The sequence below is a fragment of the Williamsia sp. Y721 genome (assembly GCF_059683565.1).
Genome location: NZ_JCASNH010000002.1, coordinates 843,264 through 861,612 on the forward strand (window position 1 = coordinate 843,264; position 18,349 = coordinate 861,612).

Below are 18,349 nucleotides of genomic sequence, written 5' to 3' on the forward strand. Positions count from 1 at the left end.
CCACCGCTGTCCCTGATCAGTACCGTTGGCAGTGCGAGGGATTGATGCCATCGAACGACTTCCGTCCAACGAAGGATCGAGGACCGCCAATGAGCGAGAACGTCTATCGAGTCACAGAGATCGTGGGAACATCGATGTCGAGTTCCGACGATGCGATCAGAAAAGCCATCGCGAGGGCAAACAAGTCGCTACGTAATGTCGACTGGTTCGAGGTGGTCGAGACCCGTGGGCACGTCGAGAACGGTGAAATCGCCCATTTTCAAGTGACTTTGAAGGTCGGGTTCAAGATCGAGGACTGACCCGGGTCGAGAGCGCCGGACCCGGGCGTCAGTGTCCGGCGCCGAGATTTCCGGAGAGACGTTCGAGCCGCTCCAGACTCGGACCGGCGAGTCCGACGATGGTGGCTTCCTTGCCGCGATCACGGTACTTCCGCAAGATGGCATCGAGGGCGGCGACCGTCGAGGCATCCCAGATGTCCGCCGCGCTGAGATCGATGACCACGGTGTCGGGATCGCCTGCGTAATCGAACCGGTAGACAAGATCGTTGCTGGAGGCGAAGAACAGCTGGCCGGTGACGCGATAACGCCGGATCTCTACGCCATCTTCGGTGATCTCCGTTGTCGCCTCGACCCCGGTCAGGTGGGCCACCCGGCGCGCGAACAGAACCATGGCCGTGAGCACCCCCAGGACGACGCCGATCGCCAGGTTGCTGGTCGCAACGGTGGCCACCACCGTCACCAGCATCACGAGCGTTTCGGGGAAGGGCATCAACCGCAACGTGCGGGGGCGGACGCTGTGCCAGTCGAACGTGCCGACCGACACCATGATCATCACGGCCACCAGGGCGGCCATCGGGATGACGCCGACGATGTCGCCGAGCACCACCACCAGGATCAACAGGAAGATTCCGGCCAAGAACGTCGACAGCCGCGTGCGGGCGCCCGACTGTTTGACGTTGATCATCGTCTGGCCGATCATCGCGCAACCGCCCATGCCGCCGAAGAATCCGGTGACGATGTTCGCCACACCCTGACCCCAGCTCTCACGGGTCTTGTTCGAGTGGGTGTCGGTGATGTCGTCGACGAGTTTGGCGGTCATCAACGACTCCATCAACCCGACCAGCGCCATGGCCAGTGCGTACGGCGCGATGACCGACAATGTATGCCACGTCCACGGCACATCGGGCAGAAGGAGTGACGGCAACGAATCGGGCAGGGCGCCTTCGTCTTCGACCGTCGGGACGTCCCAGCCGACTGATGTCACAAGCACCGTGAGCACCACGATCGCAACGAGCGGTGACGGGACAACCGAGGTGAGGCGCGGCAGGAAGACGATGATCGCGAGACCCGCCGCCACCAGTGGATAGACCAGCCAGGGGATGTCGTCTCCGAACAATTGCGGCAGCTGTGCGCTGAAGATCAGGATGGCCAGCGCGTTGACGAAGCCGGTCATCACGCTGCGCGGGATGAACCGCATCAGCTTCGCGATGCCGGCCAGGCTGAGCACGATCTGCAGCAGCCCGGCGAGAAGGACCGTTGCCAGGAGGTAGTCGAGGCCGTATTCGTCGACGACCGGTGCCACCACCAACGCGACCGCGCCGGTGGCTGCCGAGATCATCGCCGGACGACCACCGACCACCGAGATGGTGACGGCCATCGTGAACGAGGCGAAGAGGCCGACCCGTGGATCGACCCCGGCGATGATCGAGAACGAGATCGCCTCGGGAATCAACGCGAGTGCGACCACCAGACCGGCGAGGATCTCTTTGCGCAGCTGCACCGGACTGCGGAGCAGTGAGCGGACCGTTGCCGGTGGCGTCTGCGAATGAGCGGTCTTCACTGCGCTGGGCACGGGGAGTTCACCTTCTGGTCCTATGGCCTGGTCCTACGGCGGGGGATAGCACGGCGCGACTGGTCGACCCCGCGATTGTTACCCGAGGTCAGCGCCGTCGGACTGTAGGAACCTACCGATCTGACCGCTGTGCTGCCAACTCAGACAACGCTTGACCTGACGTACGTCACATTGCCAGATGAGTGATGCGGCCTGCGGTGACCGTTGCCGCGACACCGAGGTTGCGCAGCACCTGCGCCGCCTGCGCGGTGGTCTCGGCCGGCTGCAGCGGATCCTCGTCGAGCAGCACCACATCGCCCCGGTTGCCTGCGGTGATGGTCGACTGGCCGCCGGTACTGGCCGCCAGGGCCTGCGCGGGTGTGAGTGATTCGGCCGGATTCCATGGGTCCTCGCCGTCGCGGCCGCGATGTACCGCCGCCGCCATCGCCAGCCGAGGGTCGAGGATCGAGACCGGGGCGTCGGACCCCAGGACAAGCTGAACACCACCATCGAGCATCGACCGCAGGGCAAAGCAGCGATCGCCGCGGTCGGGCCAGCATCGGTCGGCGACGTCGCGGTCGTCGAGAAGGTGTGCCGGTTGCACACTCGCCCGGATGTCCAACGCCTTCATCCTGGGGATGTCGGCGAAGCGGATCAGCTGCGCGTGCTCGATGCCGCCGCGAGCGCCGGTGGCCTCAAAAGCGCTCAGCGCCTGATCCACTGCGGCATCGCCGATGGCGTGCAACGCGATGCGGAGTCCGCCGGCAGTGCCACGGGCCAACAGCTCGATCAACGTCTCGCGATCGTAGATCTGTTGTCCGCGCGGATATTCGAGCTCATGAGCGTCGGCGTAGGGCTGGCAACAGTGTGCGGTCCGGGTGTTGAGGGAGCCGTCGGAGAAGATCTTCAACGGACCCATGGTCAACAGGTCCGAACTCTCCATCAGCCGATCCCCGGTCCTCAGTCCCGCGGCGAGCACGTCGTCGAGTGTGGTCGCGTACGTGACGGGCGCGACCCGCAGCTGATCGATCCCGGCCGCGAAACGCTGCGGCCATTCGCGATGTCCGGCCGCCATCTCGAAGTCGACTATGCCGACCACGCCGCGGCCCGCAGCCTCGTCGACCGCCGCGCGGACAAGCGAGTCGACATCATTCGAGGCCGCCGACAACTGCGCGAGCGCCGGTTGCAGGTCGAACCACTCGCCTTCAACCAGCTGTGTATCGCGCGGTGGAATGCCCAGTAGTGCAAGCGCTTTGCTGTTGAGCCAGCCGGTGTGCACGTCGCCGCTGGACAGGATGACCGGGTGGTGTCCGCTCACGGCGTCGAGTTCGGCGACGGTGGGTTGGGTGGGCCACAGTGCGGTTCGGAAGCCGAAACCCAGGAGAGCGCGGCCCTGCCACGGCCCGGGCAGTGTCTCGACATGGTCGGCGATGATCCGGGTTACGTCGGCCGCACAGGTGGCGGCGGAGACGTCGATTCGCGCTCTGGTCTGAGCCCACATCGACATGTGCACGTGCTGATCCCACAGTCCCGGAATTGCCCATCGGCCGTCGGCGTCGAGCACCACGTCCTCGGATCCGGGGCGCAATCCGGGTGCGACCTCGGTGACCACACCATCGGTGATCCTGATGTCCACGGGTGAGTCGGTCGCCGCAGGCGTGCGGACCGGTACCAGTCGTGCGCGCCGGATGAAAGTCGAAGAGGCCACGAGAGATCACTTTCCAGTAGGAGCATCCGCGGCGCAATGTGGGCTCGGACTCCGTGGTGTCATTCCGTGGCTGCCGCGTACCGGCGTGCCAGCCGCGCACAGGCATCCGCGAGTTCCGGCGGACCGACAACCTCGAAATCGGCGTCGAACCGGCCGATCCCGGCAGCCAACGCGGTCCACGACCACGAGCCGATCTGCAGACGGCAACGATCCGGGCCGAGATCTTCGACGGTCCCGTCTTCGACAAAGGGCGACACCGTCGTTGCCGGGAGATCGAGCAGGACCTCACCCTGACACGGCCAGGAGTTCGCACCGCGCGACCCCTTGAAACGGGCAGCCACGAACGCGCCCACATCGCCTCCGGGTATCTCCCGTGCGCCAAACCGCGGGCCGGTCGGAATTCGTGGGGTCATCCGGTCGATGCGGAAGGTCCGCCAGGCGTCACGATCGAGGTCCCACGCGACGAGGTACCAGCGGCCGTCGTGGCTGACGACGTGATGGGGCTCGGCTCGTCGCGGTGGCATGACCTCGGCATCCGGGGTCTGGTTGGTTCGGTAGTCGAATCGCAGGACTTCGCGGGCACTCACCGCGGGGCTGACCGCGAGAAGGGTGTCCGTATCCAGCGGCGCGGCCGGACCGGTGGTCGTCCGCGGGACGGCGGTGACCTGCAGGGTGTCGATGCGCCCGCGTAGTCGTGCAGGCATGACCTGTCGGACGGTGGCAAGGGCCCGCGCGGCCGCTTCCTCGATGCCGGGCGTGGTGGCGGACTGCAGCGTGACGGCGATGGCCACGGCCTGTTCGTCGTCGAACAGCAGCGGCGGGAGTTCGGATCCGGCGCCCAGTTGGTAACCGCCGGCGGGACCCTTGATCGCGTCGATGCGGTAGCCCATCTCCCGCAGGTTCTCGATGTCCCGGCGCATCGTGCGACTGCTGACCTGCAGTCGCTCGGTGAGCTGCGGGCCTGCCCACACCCGCCTGGTCTGGAGCAGCGACAGCAGCGCCAGGAGTCGAGCCGAGGTTTCAGCCATGAGAGCCATCTTGCCGGAAGTAGTGGACATTATGTGTCCACTACTGGTGTGACTCTGGTGTTTGTCAAACACAGCGCAACAATCAAGGAGCAGAGAATGTCGATCACCGTCACCAACCACCTGAACTTTCGCGGCGATGCCAAGGCGGCACTGGAGTTCTATCAAGCCGCATTCGGTGGAGAACTCACCGCAATCAGCTACTCGGATGCCCACAACGTCCAGGAACCGGCAGAAGCCGAGCAGATCATGTGGGGTCAGGTCCAGGCGCCGAACGGTTTTCATGTGATGGCCTCCGACGTGCCGTCCGCCATGCCCTACGACGCCGGACTGAACGCGCACTTCGTGTCGGTGCGCGGCCGGGACGCCGACGAGGTCACCGCTTACTGGAAGGAACTCTCCGCAGGGGCGCACACCGTCGTCGATCTCGGTCCGGCCGCCTGGGCTCCGCTGTACGGGATGCTCGTGGACAAGTTCGGTGTCACCTGGGTTCTCGACGTCGAGGTCGACTACCCGGCAGGCTAGTGAATCTGGTGCCGCCAATACTTGGACGTCCTATAAAGTTGCGGCATGATCGCCAACCCCCGTTTCAGTACCGTTGATGGAGTTCTGCGCCGGACCGCAGCGCGGTTTCCCGACCGGACCGCGCTGCGATTCGCTGACCGCACCTTGTCGTACGCCGAGCTGGACAATGCGGTGACCAGGGCTGCGGGTTATCTGCGGTCACTCGGCCTGAACTCCGGCGACCGGGTGGCGGCCTACGGCACCAACTCTGACGCCTACGTCATCGCCTTTCTGGCCTGCGCCCGCAGCGGGCTGGTTCATGTGCCGGTGAACTACGCGCTCAAAGAAGGCGAGTTGTCGTACCTGATCGGTCAATCGGGTAGCCGTGCGGTCCTGGTGGATCCGGCGTTGCGCCAGAACCTCGGTCCCGTTGTCGATGCGCTCGACATCGGGCAGGTCATCACCCTGCGCGACGAGGACGGATCGCTACTCGACCGCAGCGCGGCGGGGGATGTCCCGGAGATCGACTGGGAGGTGGCCGACTCCGACCTCGTGCAGCTTCTCTACACCTCGGGCACGACGTCAAAGCCCAAGGGCGCGATGATGACCCATGGAGCGATGGTCCACGAGTACGTGTCGTCGGTGATCGCACTCGACTTCGATGAGTCCGACAACCCGCTCATCGCGATGCCGCTGTACCACTCGGCCGGGATGCATGTGTTCATGCTTCCAATGCTTTCGGTCGGCGCGACGATCAGCCTGATGGAGACGCCGGACATCCCGGAGATCCTGCGCCGCATCGAAGCCGAGAAGATCGGATCGCTGTTCCTCGCGCCGACCGTGTGGGTACCGCTGGCCGGGCACCCCGACCTCGATACCCGCGATCTCTCGTCCCTGCGCAAGGCCCAGTACGGGGCATCGATCATGCCGGTCACCGTGCTGAACCGGTTGCGTGAGCGCTACCCGGACATCAAGTTCTACAACTGCTTTGGACAATCCGAGATAGGCCCGCTGGCTGCTGTCCTCGGACCCGACGACCACGCTGACCGGCCCGCGTCCTGTGGCAAGGCGGTGTTCTTCGTCGAGACGCGCGTTGTCGACGCCGAGGGCAACGATGTTCCCGACGGTACGGCAGGCGAGGTCCTCTACCGTTCCCCTCAACTGTGCCAAGGCTATTGGGAGAACCCCGAAGCCACCGAAGAGGCATTCCGCGACGGTTGGTTCCACTCCGGCGACCTCGTCACCCGTGACGAGCAGGGCTACCTCACCGTGGTCGACCGCATCAAGGACGTCATCAACACCGGTGGGATCCTGGTGGCCTCACGGGAGGTCGAAGACGTGATCTACACACATCCCGGCGTCGCCGAGGTCGCCGTGATCGGTACCCCCGACGAGAAGTGGATCGAGGCGATCACCGCGGTGGTGGTGCTGCGGCCCGATGCCGGCGACGTTGCGCCGGAGGTGTTGATCGCCCATGTGAAAGAGCGGATCGCACCCTTCAAGGTGCCGAAACGTGTTGTCATCGTTGATGAACTGCCGCGCAACCAGAGTGGCAAGCTCCTCAAACGCGAATTGCGTGCGGGTCTGTAGATCGGCCGCGACACATCGAACAAAAGCACACGTTCCAGTCATAATCACACGTCGCAACGTGTGCTTATGACTGGAGTGTGTGCTTTTCTCGTCAAACCGTGATCCGTAGGCTGGTGTGCATGGCCAGAACCATTGCAACCAATAGTCACGTGGAACTCACCGAACTGCTCGATTTCGTTCGTCCAAGGCACAAGATGCTGCTCAGCACGGTTCGTGCAGACGGAACGCCGCAGTTGTCACCGGTCAGTGGTGGCGTCGATCCGCAGGGTCGCATCGTGATCGCCACCTATCCGGGACGGGCGAAGACCGTCAACATCAAGCGGAACCCCGCGGTCAGCGTCTGCGTGCTCTCGGATGAGTGGAATGCGGCGTGGGTACAGGTGGACGGTACGGCCGAGGTGCTGGACATGCCGGAGGCCGAGGACGCGCTGGTCGACTACTTCCGCAGCATCGCCGGTGAACATTCGGACTGGGATGAATACCGCGCCGCGATGAGGCTCCAGAACAAGTCGCTCATCCGCATCACGCCGACCCGATGGGGTCCCCTGGCAACCGGTGGATTCCCCGCTGACGTCGCCGAGAAGCTGGACGCTCAGGACGGCTGAGGGGCCAATGCGTCGAGAGGCGCGCTCGGTACGTGGATCCAACCCTCGCGCCGGGCGATGGCTGCGTGCTCGGCATCGGGCAATACGGTCAGGCCGAGGGCGGCGGCCCGCGCGATGAGGGCGGTGATCACCGCGTCAAAGGCGTCATCGCTGGTGGTGCACAGCGCTCGACAGGGTCCGAGGTCGAGCCATGGAGCCCGGACCTCGAGTTCGTCGACCAGGGCGGCCAATGACACCTGTTGCGGGCGCCCCTTGTACCGGTTGTGCTGCAGGTTCCAGGTTTTCAACGCCGCAGCGGGGTATGCCTCGACCGCGGTTCCGTTGATCCGGCTTGCGTCGAAGTCGGGGCCGTCGAGCGACGCCAGCAACCGAACCGCCCGCAATGCCACGTACGCGATGCGATCGGCGGACACGCTCAGTGGGATCAAACCTGTTGTCGCACGAACCCATTCGTCGGTTCGGCGGGCCACGAAACGGGTCACGCCGGGATCTGCGAACAGCGCCCGTTGTCGCGGGACATCACCGACGTGCTGGGCGGACACCACATCGACAAACGCATCGGGCCAGCCGAACGGAGCATCGATACCCACCTTGTCGGCACCGGGTACGGCCGCCAGGATGTCCGCATCGGTGACAATCGTCTGCACGGCACTGACCGACGCGCCGGCACCGGACCACTCGATCGTCGCCATCGCCGTCCGATTCGGTTGGGACGCAAGGTCGATTCCGAGGGTCCGCATCGCCGGTCAGTCGGTCGGGGTGGCGTCGAAGACTTCCTGAACGACAGCCATGGCCGACAACGCGGCCGGGGCACCGCAGTATCCGCTGCAGTGGATGACGGCCTCGGTGATCTCGGTGCGGGACAGGCCGTTCTTCAATGCGCCGCGGACGTGGCCGGCAAGTTCGCCGTGTGCTCGCAGGGCGGTGAGCAGTCCGATGTTCAGCAGGCTGCGGTCGCGGCGCTCCAGGCCTGGCCGCGACCAGATGCCGCCCCAGACGAGGTCGGTGACCGCCGTCTGGATCGCCTCGGATTCGGTGCCTTCGGTACGGGCCAGGGCGCGGTCGACGAACTCGTCACCCATCACTTCCCGGCGGATCTGCATTCCTGGTTCGAATCGGGAGTTCTCGGTGGTCATGGTGCTCCTTGCCGGGTCGAACGTTCAGGGTCGAACGGGATGTCGCGCAGCCAATCCTGCCATGCGGACCTGTCAGGGCCGGATGCCCACGTACACACCTTCCGGGCGGAATCGAAGTCGCGGTTCGTTGTACTCCTCGATGGCGTGTGCCACCCACCCGGCGATCCGCGACAGGGCAAAGATGGTCTCGGCGGCGTCCGGTGCCATGTCGTAGCGCAGGGCCAACGCGGCAAGTGCCATGTCGGAGTTCATGAATCCGGCGCCCGACTCGTCGAGCAATGGTCGAAGAGCGGTGATGGTCGGCATGACCTTGCGGTTGCCACCGGAGGCCGACGCGAGCGCGGTCAACAGGGTCTCGGCGCGTGGATCCTGGTGGCTGTAGACAACGTGGCCGCAGCCGGGAACGCTGCCCGACGCCTCGAGTTCCGTCGACAGGGCAGCTGCCGGGTCTGATGTGGCCTCACGTAGGAACCGGTAGGCGAGGGTGGCGGCACCGCCGTGCAGCGATCCGTCGAGCGCTCCGAGACCGGAGGTGACCACCGAATAGATGCTGCCGCGGGAACTGGCGGCCACCCGGGCGGCCACGGTGCCCGCGGAGAGGTCGTGATCGGCGAGCAACACCATTGCCATGTTCAATAGCCGGATCCGCTGACGGGTGGCGGTGACGGGGCTCAGTCGTGGCCAGAGCCGCGCGGCCAGGGAGTCGTCGAGGGGCGGCTTGTCGGTCAGTGGCGGGAGAACGGCCACACTGTTGGCCAGGATGCCTGCGGCTCGTGCGCAGACCGCGGCAGGGGAGATCTGATGGCGCAACGCATCTCGTGATCCGAGGACGTCGACGACCATCTTGATACAGTCCACACCGCGGCCGGTGGCCGGCTGTAATGCGGAGATTTGCCGGAAGACTTTGGCAGGAAACAGGTTCACATCCCAGTCCGCGGTGTGGCCCCAGAGCAATTCGGCGACGGTTTCGAATCGGCCGGCATCGGCCAGGACCGCCGCGTCACGGCCCCGATAGTACAGGCGGTCGTTGTCCAGAAGTGTTATCTGCGTGCGTATTCGCTCGACGACCCCGGCCGGTGGACGGGTTGAGGATCGGCGGGCGACCGCGTCCACCTCGTCGACGGCGAATACGCTCCCGCCGACACCGTCGATGCGGGCACTGGTCAATGTGCCGCGACTGGCGTAGGCGTAAACCGTCTGCGCCTTGACTCCGAGGATGCGGGCAACCTGCGCGGTGGTCAGGTAGTCCCGGCCGTCGTGGCGCAGTGGGGTGGGCCAGCGTCGTCGATGTCCGGTGCGCCGGGATTCAGCTGTCATCGTCGGACCTCCATGTTGATTCGATCAACATTGACACAGATCAATATCGGGCCGAATGTTGCTGTACCAGAAGAACACAAAACAAGATCGGAGGCATCAATGTCCGTCATTGTTGCGCCACCCGGATTGAGCAACGTCGTCGTGACCGATACCCGCGTCGGTGACGTCCGCGGTGACGAGGGCTTCTACCAGTACCGGCAGTACTCGGCCATCGAACTCGCCCGGACGAAATCGTTCGAGGAGGTCTGGTACCTGTTCGTATACGGTCGGCTTCCAGATTCTTCCGAACTCGCGGAGTTCGTGACCCTCACCCGATCGTTGCGGGCGATACCGGACGAGTTGGGATCGCTGCTGCGGACCGTCGCCCTTGCCGGCACCGAGCGGCAACTGCTGGCCGGACTCCGGACGGTGCTCTCGGCATTTGCGGCGACACACCAGATCGCGCCGATGTGGGACAGCGGTCCGGAGCGGCGCATCGCTGATTCGCTGGTGGTCACGGCGATCACGCCGACGATTCTGGCTGCCCTGTACCGAATTCGTGCCGGTGAGGACCCGGTCGAACCGCGTGATGATCTCTCGGTGTCGCAGAACTGGTTGTACAGCCTGACCGGTGTGGATCCGACGCCCAGTGCTGCCCGGGCGGTGGAGCAATACATGATCGCGACCATCGATCACGGCTTCAATGCGTCGACCTTCACCGGCCGGGTGATCGCCTCCACCGGCGCCGATGTGGTCTCGGCCGTCTGTGGTGCGATCGGCGCGTTCTCCGGTCCACTCCATGGTGGGGCACCTGACCGTGCGCTCGATGCACTGGACGAGATCCGCGAGATGGGCGACGCAACCGCCTGGGCCCGAGAGCAACTCGCGCACCGCAGTCGCATCATGGGTTTCGGTCACGCCGTCTACCGGACGGTTGATCCACGGTCAGAGATGTTGCGCGACATCGCATTGTCGCTCGGTGGCCCGCTGGTCGAGTTCGCGGTCCAGGTCGAGAAGGACGTGGTCGCGGTGCTGGCCGATGCCTACCCCGACCGGAACCTCTACGCCAATGTGGAGTTCTATGCCGGGGTGGTGATGGACCGCTGCGGTGTGCCGCGGGAGATGTTCACCCCCACCTTCGCTGTCAGCCGGGTGGTCGGCTGGTGCGCGAATATCCTTGAGCAGGCCGAGGATCGCAAGATCATCCGTCCCATCGCCCGCTACGTCGGACCGCCCGTGGTGTGATTCAGCGCGGGGTCAACGGCATGATCGAACGAACGGTGCTGCTGCGCAACCAGAGGCCTGCCCAGATGATCACACCGACAACAATGGGAAAGAAGGCCCCTGCGGCAAACCCTTCCTCGGACACCATCAATGCGGTGACAGCACCACCGAGGTAGCCGGTCAGCAGTACTGCTCCGAGAATCGAAGTCCGTGGAAAAAGATATAGCGCAACGCATCCGAGCAAGACGAGACCCATGGCGGTGGCGTCTCCATCGGTGAAACCGAGATCGTACGTCGCATCCTTGACGCTCTGGGGCATCGCCAGGTGCGACACGGCGTCCACGAGTAAGAGGGCGGAGACAATCGCGGTGACCACCCAACCGGCGATCCGGGCCGAGCGGCCGAGCGAGGGGGTGTTGGACGCTGGGGAACTGGGACGTGTGGTGATGGTCATCGGGTACTCCTGGCTTGGTGGGATGTTGTGTAGTGAGACCACCTACGTCGGAGAAAGTAATCGAAAGACAAGAATTGCCTGCTCAGGCGGGCAAGTTTGGCGCAGTGGGCGCTAGGAGGCGCCGGTGAACGGCGCGGCGAACCAGCAGCCGACGGGTTGCTGGTTCTCCGGGTCGAGTGCGTTGAGGACAAAGGTTGCGGCACGACGTGATCCGGCGATTCCGGTGTGTTTGGAGAAGTCTTGCGAACAACCGTCCTGGACAACGATGTTGGTGGAATTGGGAGCAACCACGCTGCCGCTTGTGTACGGCACAACCAGTTCGTCGTACCGGGTCATGATGTTGGTGTAGGTGACGCCAGGGTCGAGGATGCCGCCGGCCTGGAGTGTGCGCAGCATGTCTGAGCCGGTCACCATCTGCAGGCAGGCGCCGCACAGCGCGCCGACGGTGATCTCTTGAAACCATCCGAGCCCAAGCAGTGTGGTGTACATGTTCAGCTCACTCGCGGCCGCGACGGTGGTCCCGTTCCAGAGCGGGGCCAACGACACATACTTGTCGACCTTGCCGGCTCCGTCGAGGAACTTCAGCCAGTACGTCGGCATCAGCGTGCCCTGAGAATGTCCGACGATGTCGATCTTCTCGGCACCGGTCGCCGCCAGCACGCGATCGACAAAGGTGGCCAGTTCGGCAGCGCTGTCCTGTATCCGGTCCAGCCCGCCGATCGCGCTGAGCGGCCACGGCACCACCGGTAGATTTCCGTAGGTCAACGCGAAGACGCAGTAGCCGTTGTTGGCGAGCAGCGGCGCGTACGTGCCCCAGTTCGTCTGGGCTCCACCGCCGGTGCCGTGGACGAGTACGACCGGCCGCGGGTGTTCGGGCGAGGGCTTGCAGTCCCAGTCATTGCTGCCGGGCAGCGATCCGCCGGGGTTTGCGAACTCGTTGGGGATACCGGAGAAGAAGTTGTATGTGACCGGAAGCGGATCCTGTGCGCCGGCCGGCCCCGCTCCCAGACCGGTGAACAGGGCGAGTGTCGCAGCGACGAGAACCACTCCGACTTTGCGTACGTTCTGCATCCCGACCCCCGCCGGTCATCGCAACCGAACCAGTTGTTGGATGAAAAAATAGTCGTCGGGCGACGTTCGGGGACGCGTTTTCGGCTCTGATCACAAGCCGTGACCAGATCGAGTCAATTCAGTCCGGGTCGGCCGTCCCTACTGTGGGGAGAGCACGGATTCGCCGATGAGATGGAGCAAACATGACCACAGCAGTGACCGGAGCAACGGGGCATCTGGGAGCCCACGTCATCGCCGAGCTCCTCAGGCGCGGTGTCGGACCGGCCGAGATCGTGGCTGTTGTCCGCAACGCGGACAAGGCGGCAGACCTCGTGGCCAAGGGCGTGCACGTACGGGTTGCTGATTACTCCGACCTGGCAGCACTTCGGGCAGCGCTCGAAGGCGTGGACAAGCTGCTGCTGATTTCCGGGTCCGAGATTGGACAGCGGATCGCGCAGCACACCAACGTGATCGAGGCCGCCGAACTCACCGGCGTACAGCTGATCGCCTATACGAGCATCCTCAACGCCGATACCAGCGGAACTGTGATGGCACCCGAACACCTGGCCACCGAGCAGCGGTTGACCGAATCCGCGGTGCCCTCGGTCGTCCTGCGTAACGGTTGGTACTGGGAGAACTACTCTGCCGCGATTCCGCAGGCAATCGAATTCGGCAAGCTCTTCGGTGCAGCAGGAGAAGGCCGGGTCGCGGCCGCCACGCGCGCCGACTACGCCGCGGCCGCCGCCGTTGTGCTGACCTCCGACGACGATCAGGGTGCCAAGATCTACGAATTGGGCGGCAACGACCGCCTCACCTACACAGAGTTCGCCGAGGTGATCAGCGATGTGTCGGGTAAGCCCGTCGAATACCAGGACCTTCCCGAGGCCGACTATGCCGCGCTGCTGGCCGGTGCCGGCTTGCCCGAGCAGATCGCAGCGATGCTCGCCGGCTCGGACGCGGCCATCGCACGCGGTGAACTCGACACCGATTCCGGTGATCTGCAGTCGCTGATCGGTCGTCCGTCCACTCCTGTCGCGGACGCGATCTCCCCTGCCCTCGGTTAGGCTCCCGGGACCGATGAGTTCGGTCGCCGTTCGCAGTCTGTCTTGCAAGCGGTACTCACAGACAGACGAAAGGTCGACAAAAATGTCGCAGCTGGTCCGGGTTCAGAATTTCGGCGTGTCGTTGGACGGCGTCGGCGCGGGTGAGAACCAAAGCATCGATCAGCCGTTCGGAGACGGAGTCGATCCCAGGGATCTGCACGCGTGGGCCATGGCCACCGCCGGTTTTCCAGGTCGCACCGGCCCCGGGGGTACCCGTGGCCTCGACGACTACCTGATCCGTGACTTCGAACGCAATATTGGCGCCGAGATCATGGGACGCAACAAGTTCGGGCCGGAGCGTGGGCCGTGGCAGAACCACGAATGGCAAGGATGGTGGGGCGATACGCCGCCCTTTCACACCCCGGTATTCGTTCTGACCCACCACGAGCGACCGTCGTTCACGCTGGCCGACACCACCTTTCACTTCATCGATGCGTCGCCGGCCGAGGCACTGGATGAGGCCAAGGCAGCTGCGGACGGCAAGGACGTCCGTATCGGGGGCGGGGTGAGCACCGTCCGTGAGTTTCTCGACGCCGATCTCATCGACTCGATGCACGTCGCGGTCGCACCGATCACGATCGGGCAAGGCCTGCGTCTGTGGGACACCCCGCAAGAACTCGAAGACCGGTTCTTCCTCGAAACCGTGCCCAGCGCAAGCGGAGTGACCCATCAACTGTTCTGGCGTCGGTAGGCCCATCCGTTCTGGCGCCGCTCGGCGATCAGCGCACGATGCGGGCGTACAACTCGGCGAGTTCGTCGACGGCCTGGGCCACATCCATTGCCGCGGAACCTGACCGGCGCAGTGCCGCCGACAACTCGGTGGTGTCGAGCTCGGACAGCACATCGAGCTGGGGTGGATGGGGCAACGCGGGCATCTGCCTGCCGTCGCCGTAGAAGTCGACCTCGGTCATGACCGCCGGCGGGGGCGCTGTTTCGGTCTCCGCATCGGCGGGAGCATCACGCAAGTGGGCGAGCAGCAGGGCCAGGTCGGTGCCCATCACGGTGAGCAGCGTGGATGGTTCCTTGTCGATGGCGGCGGCCAGCTCGTAGCTGACGGCGAGCAGGTGGATGCAGCGGTCGGCTGCATCGGGGCAATTGCAGTCGACGCGGATGTCGGATGCCTCGGTGGGGATCACCAGCGATCCGAGGGTTTCGGGTTGCCGACCACGCGTGACCGCGACCAGGTCATCGGTCTTGCCCTGTTGGCGTAGCAGCGACAGGACGGTGGCGGGATCTGCCGGGCCGGTGGTGATCGTCACCTCGAACGGATCGAGCTGGCTACCCTGGACCAGTGCTTTCACCTGGCCGGACCGCACCACCAGGTCGATGACCACACGGTCACGAAAGTAGGTGCGTGCCTTGGTGATCTTGCGTGCCTCGGCGGTTGATTCCACGGCCAGCAGGAACGCCTTGGACCACGGCGTCAGACCGTAGCCGCGCTGCGGCGCCTTGGGTGTGCGGCTCATTCGCCCACCGCCTCGTCGCTCAGGCGCATCAGGTCATAGAGTTCGTCGTCCGCGGTGTTCGCGAGCCAACTCTCGCCGGTGGAGACGGTCAGCTCGGACAACTCCCGCTTGTCGGCGATGAGCTGGTCGATGCGTTCTTCCAGGGTGCCCACACACACGAACTTGCGCACCTCCACCCGACGCTGTTGCCCGATCCGGTATACGCGATCGGTGGCCTGGTTCTCGACGGCGGGATTCCACCAACGGTCCAGATGCACAACATGATTGGCGGAGGTGAGATTCAGTCCGGTGCCACCGGCCTTCAATGACGCCAGCATGATCGCGGGCCCATCGGGGTCGGAAAACTCCGCGACCATGGTGTCACGCGCGGTGCGGCTCAGTCCGCCGTGCAGGAACGAGAACTCTTGGCCGATCCGATCGGAGAGCCACGGCTGCAACATCGTCCCGAATGCGGTGAATTGCGTGAACACCAGCGCTCGCTCGCCGTCGGCGATGATGTTCTCGAGGATGTCCGCCAGCAATTCGATCTTGCCGGAACGATGTTCGTTGCGGCGCATGATCGGTGAACCGTCACCGAGATAGTGGGCAGGATGATTACAGATCTGCTTGAGTCGCGTCAGTGCCGCGAAAACCGTTCTGCGCCGCTCACTCCCGGCCTCCTTGGTCTCACCCCTGCCCAGGGCTTCCATCAGATCATCGATGACGGCGCGGTACAGGCCCGCCTGTTCGATGGTGAGATTGGCGCGGACCGTGAGCTCCGCTTTCTCGGGCAGGTCGGAGATCACTGTCGGATCTGACTTGACCCGTCGCAGGATGAACGGGGACGTGACGGCGTTCAAGCGTTGTACCGCCCGCGGATCACGCTCTCGTTCAATGGCTTCGGCGTACCGGGATTTGAAGGTCGAGGCGGTGCCGAGGAGTCCGGGATTGACCAGATCGATCACCGACCGCAGATCTTCGAGTCGATTCTCGACCGGGGTGCCGGTCAAGGCGATTCGATGTCGGGCCTGAATCGTTCGAACGGCCTTTGATTGTGCGGTGGCGACATTCTTGATGTGCTGTGCCTCGTCGACCACCAGCCGGTCCCAGGTCTTGGAGCTCAACAGCTTTCGATCACGGGATGCGATGGCAAACGTGGTGATCACGATGTCGGCGGCTGCTGCGGCGGCGACGAACGGCGGCCCGGCCTGCCGTCCGGGACCGTGATGGATCAGCACTGACAACTGCGGGGCGAACCGGGCGATCTCCCGCTCCCAGTTGCCGACCACCGACATCGGGCAGATCAGCAGCGTCGTTCCCGACCGATCTGCCTGGGCGTCAGGGGTTTCACGCTCGCCACAGATCAACGCCAGGACCTGAATTGTCTTGCCCAGACCCATGTCGTCGGCGAGTACCGCTCCGATGCCCAACGAGCTCAGATGGCGCAGCCACTCCATGCCGCGCTGTTGATAGGGCCGCAGTTCGGCGCGCAACGATTCCGGCGCGGCGAGCACTGGCGGTGCCATGCGCCCACGGCGTTTGATCTCGTCGAGCCACGACAAACCCTCGACCCGGCTGACCGGGACCGGGAGCTTGTCATCACCGTCGGTCACCAGGGCGAACAGTTCGCCCATGTCGGCGGGCTGACCGGACTCGGCCAGCGCTTTCTGCGCCTGGATGAACGCCGCCGTGCGGGACAACGCGGCGTTGTCGGCCCGCACCCATTTGCCCCGGACCTTCACCAGGTCGCCCTTCTGGCGGGCCAGCGCGTCCAACTCAGCGGCGTTGAGCACGTCCTCGCCGAGCGCCAATTGCCATTGGAAGTTGCGGATCTCGTCGAATCCCACCACGACCGACCGCTGCGGCGTGCCACCTTCTTGCTTGCCCCGCAGCGTCAGCGTGGGCCGGACATGTGCGATCGAGCGAGGCAACAGCACTTCGTATCCGGCCTCGGCAAGTGCCGCGACGCCGGTGTCGAGGAGTTCGAGCACGACGTCGGTGGTGAGCAGGAAATCGAGCGAATAGTGGTCGTGGCGAGCGGCCTTGAGCGTGGGAAAGGCCCGGACCGCGCCTGCGACCTCAGTGGTGACCTGATCGATCTCGTGGGCGTCGAGTCGCCGTAGCTCCACGGGTTCGTCGGGGCGGTCGACGGTCCGACGGCAGACCTGCAGCCGCCACCTGGTCGGATCGCCTTCGCTGTCCTCATCGCCCTCGTCTGGTTCGTTCAGACGCAACACCAGAGCTGATTCACCGAGCCGCAGACCGTCGGCCCATTGCGACCAGGCCGACGCGGCGGCCGTCGCCTTGTCCGCGGACATCGGCGGCGCATCGACGTCGGGTAACAGGGTTCGGACAAATGCGGATCGGACGGCATCGGGTTTGATGTCGCGGCAGCTGGTGCGGCAGAGATGGTCGGTCATCTCACCGCAGAAGTCCATGATCGCGTCGGTGTCACCGTTGGCGAGGACCACGGGTGGGGCCGCCGCGATCGCCGTGGACAACCAGGTGCGCCAGGGGGTGGTGGCCAAAGGTGCCCACCGGACAGTCCACTCGCCGGCGACCCGGTTCACAGCGGGCGTGACCGAACCCGATCGGACAAATCGTTCGGTGGAATCCAGCAGATAGCGGTAGTAGCGCAGTTCGCCGCCGACGATGTCGTCGGGTTTGATGGCCTCGAGAAGTTCACATGCTGCCGCCGGTCCCAGCGTCACCGAGGCGATGTCGCGCCGGTCATCGGCGCCGGGCCCGGAGACCGTGATGGTGCGCCGCAGTGACCGACCACCGACAACGGTGTCGAGTGCCGGCGGCAGGCCGTCGGGTACGTGCTCGGTGCACGGCTGCCCATCGGCGTCGGTGAACCACAGGGACAGACCGACCCCACCGCGCCATAACGCGTGGGCCGCCGCTGTCTGAGTCACCCGTTCATGGTGGCACGCGGATGTGACAGCCCCGGCATCGCGCGACACCGGTTCGGCTACTGCCGCGGACAACTCACACAGAACAGATTTCCCTCTGGATCGGACATCGTTGTCCATTCCACCCACGGGACCTCGTCGAGTACGTCCCATTCGCGAGTGGCGCCCAGGCCGAGAAGCCGGTTCACCTCTTCTTCACGGTGCCCGGCCGCGGTGCTGAGGTCGAGATGGATACGGCCCTGGGCCGGTGGGAGATCGTCGACCTTGTGGAAGAACAGCGGAACTCCACCCGTGGGTGCCGAGACGTAGACGTAGTCGGGGGTTTCACCGGCGATCTCGCCGCCCATCACCGCGATCCAGAACGCGGCGAGAGCCGCCGGGTCGGTGGCGGCGAAATTGACGCTGCCGATGGTCAGGGTGGTGGATTCGTCGGACATGGGGCGAGCGTACGACAGGCCTGTGAC

At 64.8% G+C, this 18,349-nt stretch carries 18 protein-coding genes; 7 read left to right on the top strand and 11 right to left on the bottom strand.

Annotated elements, in window-relative coordinates; all coding sequences use genetic code 11:
- Nucleotides 1-89: 89 nt before the first annotated feature.
- Complete coding sequence (locus tag AC56PL_RS12705; protein WP_495515977.1) at nt 90-299, top strand: dodecin; 210 nt, start codon at nt 90-92, stop codon at nt 297-299.
- A gap of 28 nt (nt 300-327) precedes the next feature.
- Here the strand turns inward: AC56PL_RS12705 and AC56PL_RS12710 are convergent, their stop codons facing one another.
- From AC56PL_RS12710 to AC56PL_RS12720, 3 genes are all read right to left on the bottom strand, one after another.
- Nucleotides 328-1,851 carry a SulP family inorganic anion transporter gene (locus AC56PL_RS12710; RefSeq protein WP_495514033.1) on the bottom strand — a complete coding sequence of 508 codons (1,524 nt, stop codon included), beginning with the start codon at nt 1,849-1,851 and terminating at the stop codon, nt 328-330.
- Nucleotides 1,852-2,017: 166 nt separating this feature from the next.
- A complete protein-coding gene (locus tag AC56PL_RS12715; RefSeq protein WP_497154036.1) occupies nt 2,018-3,538 on the bottom strand; it encodes an amidohydrolase in 1,521 nt (506 codons plus the stop codon).
- Between the two features lie 59 nt (nt 3,539-3,597).
- Nucleotides 3,598-4,566: a helix-turn-helix transcriptional regulator gene (locus AC56PL_RS12720; RefSeq protein WP_497154037.1), complete on the bottom strand. Its 969-nt coding sequence runs from the start codon at nt 4,564-4,566 to the stop codon at nt 3,598-3,600.
- 96 nt (nt 4,567-4,662) lie between these two features.
- Between AC56PL_RS12720 and AC56PL_RS12725 the strand changes: the two genes are divergently transcribed.
- The 3 genes from AC56PL_RS12725 (at nt 4,663) to AC56PL_RS12735 (ending at nt 7,262) form a co-directional block, all read left to right on the top strand.
- Entirely contained in the window at nt 4,663-5,088 is a 426-nt protein-coding gene (locus tag AC56PL_RS12725; protein WP_497154038.1) for a VOC family protein, read from the top strand.
- Between the two features lie 45 nt (nt 5,089-5,133).
- Complete coding sequence (locus AC56PL_RS12730; protein WP_497154039.1) at nt 5,134-6,657, top strand: acyl-CoA synthetase; 1,524 nt, start codon at nt 5,134-5,136, stop codon at nt 6,655-6,657.
- 119 nt (nt 6,658-6,776) lie between these two features.
- Nucleotides 6,777-7,262 (top strand): PPOX class F420-dependent oxidoreductase, encoded by a 486-nt coding sequence (locus AC56PL_RS12735; RefSeq protein ID WP_497154040.1) that lies wholly within the window; start codon nt 6,777-6,779, stop codon nt 7,260-7,262.
- On the opposite strand, the gene AC56PL_RS12740 is transcribed toward AC56PL_RS12735, so the two are convergent.
- From AC56PL_RS12740 to AC56PL_RS12750, 3 genes are all read right to left on the bottom strand, one after another.
- A complete protein-coding gene (locus AC56PL_RS12740) occupies nt 7,250-8,002 on the bottom strand; it encodes a DUF429 domain-containing protein (protein WP_497154041.1) in 753 nt (250 codons plus the stop codon). The two genes, AC56PL_RS12735 and AC56PL_RS12740, sit on opposite strands and share 13 nt — an antisense overlap.
- 6 nt (nt 8,003-8,008) lie before the next feature.
- Nucleotides 8,009-8,398: a carboxymuconolactone decarboxylase family protein gene (locus AC56PL_RS12745; RefSeq protein ID WP_495514040.1), complete on the bottom strand. Its 390-nt coding sequence runs from the start codon at nt 8,396-8,398 to the stop codon at nt 8,009-8,011.
- Nucleotides 8,399-8,470: 72 nt separating this feature from the next.
- Nucleotides 8,471-9,715 (bottom strand): citrate synthase, encoded by a 1,245-nt coding sequence (locus AC56PL_RS12750; protein WP_497154042.1) that lies wholly within the window; start codon nt 9,713-9,715, stop codon nt 8,471-8,473.
- Nucleotides 9,716-9,814: 99 nt separating this feature from the next.
- Between AC56PL_RS12750 and AC56PL_RS12755 the strand changes: the two genes are divergently transcribed.
- Complete coding sequence (locus AC56PL_RS12755) at nt 9,815-10,939, top strand: citrate/2-methylcitrate synthase (RefSeq protein ID WP_495514042.1); 1,125 nt, start codon at nt 9,815-9,817, stop codon at nt 10,937-10,939.
- 1 nt (nt 10,940) lies between these two features.
- On the opposite strand, the gene AC56PL_RS12760 is transcribed toward AC56PL_RS12755, so the two are convergent.
- The gene (locus tag AC56PL_RS12760) at nt 10,941-11,372 is read right to left on the bottom strand and encodes a DoxX family protein (protein ID WP_497154043.1); all 432 of its coding nucleotides are present in this window, start codon (nt 11,370-11,372) and stop codon (nt 10,941-10,943) included.
- A gap of 111 nt (nt 11,373-11,483) precedes the next feature.
- Nucleotides 11,484-12,443 carry an esterase/lipase family protein gene (locus AC56PL_RS12765; RefSeq protein WP_497154044.1) on the bottom strand — a complete coding sequence of 320 codons (960 nt, stop codon included), beginning with the start codon at nt 12,441-12,443 and terminating at the stop codon, nt 11,484-11,486.
- Between the two features lie 182 nt (nt 12,444-12,625).
- Between AC56PL_RS12765 and AC56PL_RS12770 the strand changes: the two genes are divergently transcribed.
- The gene (locus AC56PL_RS12770; protein ID WP_497154045.1) at nt 12,626-13,486 is read left to right on the top strand and encodes an SDR family oxidoreductase; all 861 of its coding nucleotides are present in this window, start codon (nt 12,626-12,628) and stop codon (nt 13,484-13,486) included.
- A gap of 82 nt (nt 13,487-13,568) precedes the next feature.
- Nucleotides 13,569-14,216 carry a dihydrofolate reductase family protein gene (locus AC56PL_RS12775; RefSeq protein WP_495514046.1) on the top strand — a complete coding sequence of 216 codons (648 nt, stop codon included), beginning with the start codon at nt 13,569-13,571 and terminating at the stop codon, nt 14,214-14,216.
- Nucleotides 14,217-14,244: 28 nt separating this feature from the next.
- On the opposite strand, the gene AC56PL_RS12780 is transcribed toward AC56PL_RS12775, so the two are convergent.
- The 3 genes from AC56PL_RS12780 to AC56PL_RS12790 are packed head-to-tail and all read right to left on the bottom strand — an operon-like array spanning nt 14,245 to nt 18,322.
- Nucleotides 14,245-14,991 (bottom strand): SWIM zinc finger family protein, encoded by a 747-nt coding sequence (locus AC56PL_RS12780; RefSeq protein ID WP_495514047.1) that lies wholly within the window; start codon nt 14,989-14,991, stop codon nt 14,245-14,247.
- Nucleotides 14,988-17,888, bottom strand: coding sequence for a DEAD/DEAH box helicase (locus AC56PL_RS12785; RefSeq protein ID WP_497154046.1), 2,901 nt, complete (start codon nt 17,886-17,888; stop codon nt 14,988-14,990). The genes AC56PL_RS12780 and AC56PL_RS12785 overlap by 4 nt, the downstream gene beginning before the upstream one ends.
- 56 nt (nt 17,889-17,944) lie before the next feature.
- Nucleotides 17,945-18,322 (bottom strand): VOC family protein, encoded by a 378-nt coding sequence (locus AC56PL_RS12790; RefSeq protein ID WP_497154047.1) that lies wholly within the window; start codon nt 18,320-18,322, stop codon nt 17,945-17,947.
- Nucleotides 18,323-18,349: the final 27 nt, after the last annotated feature.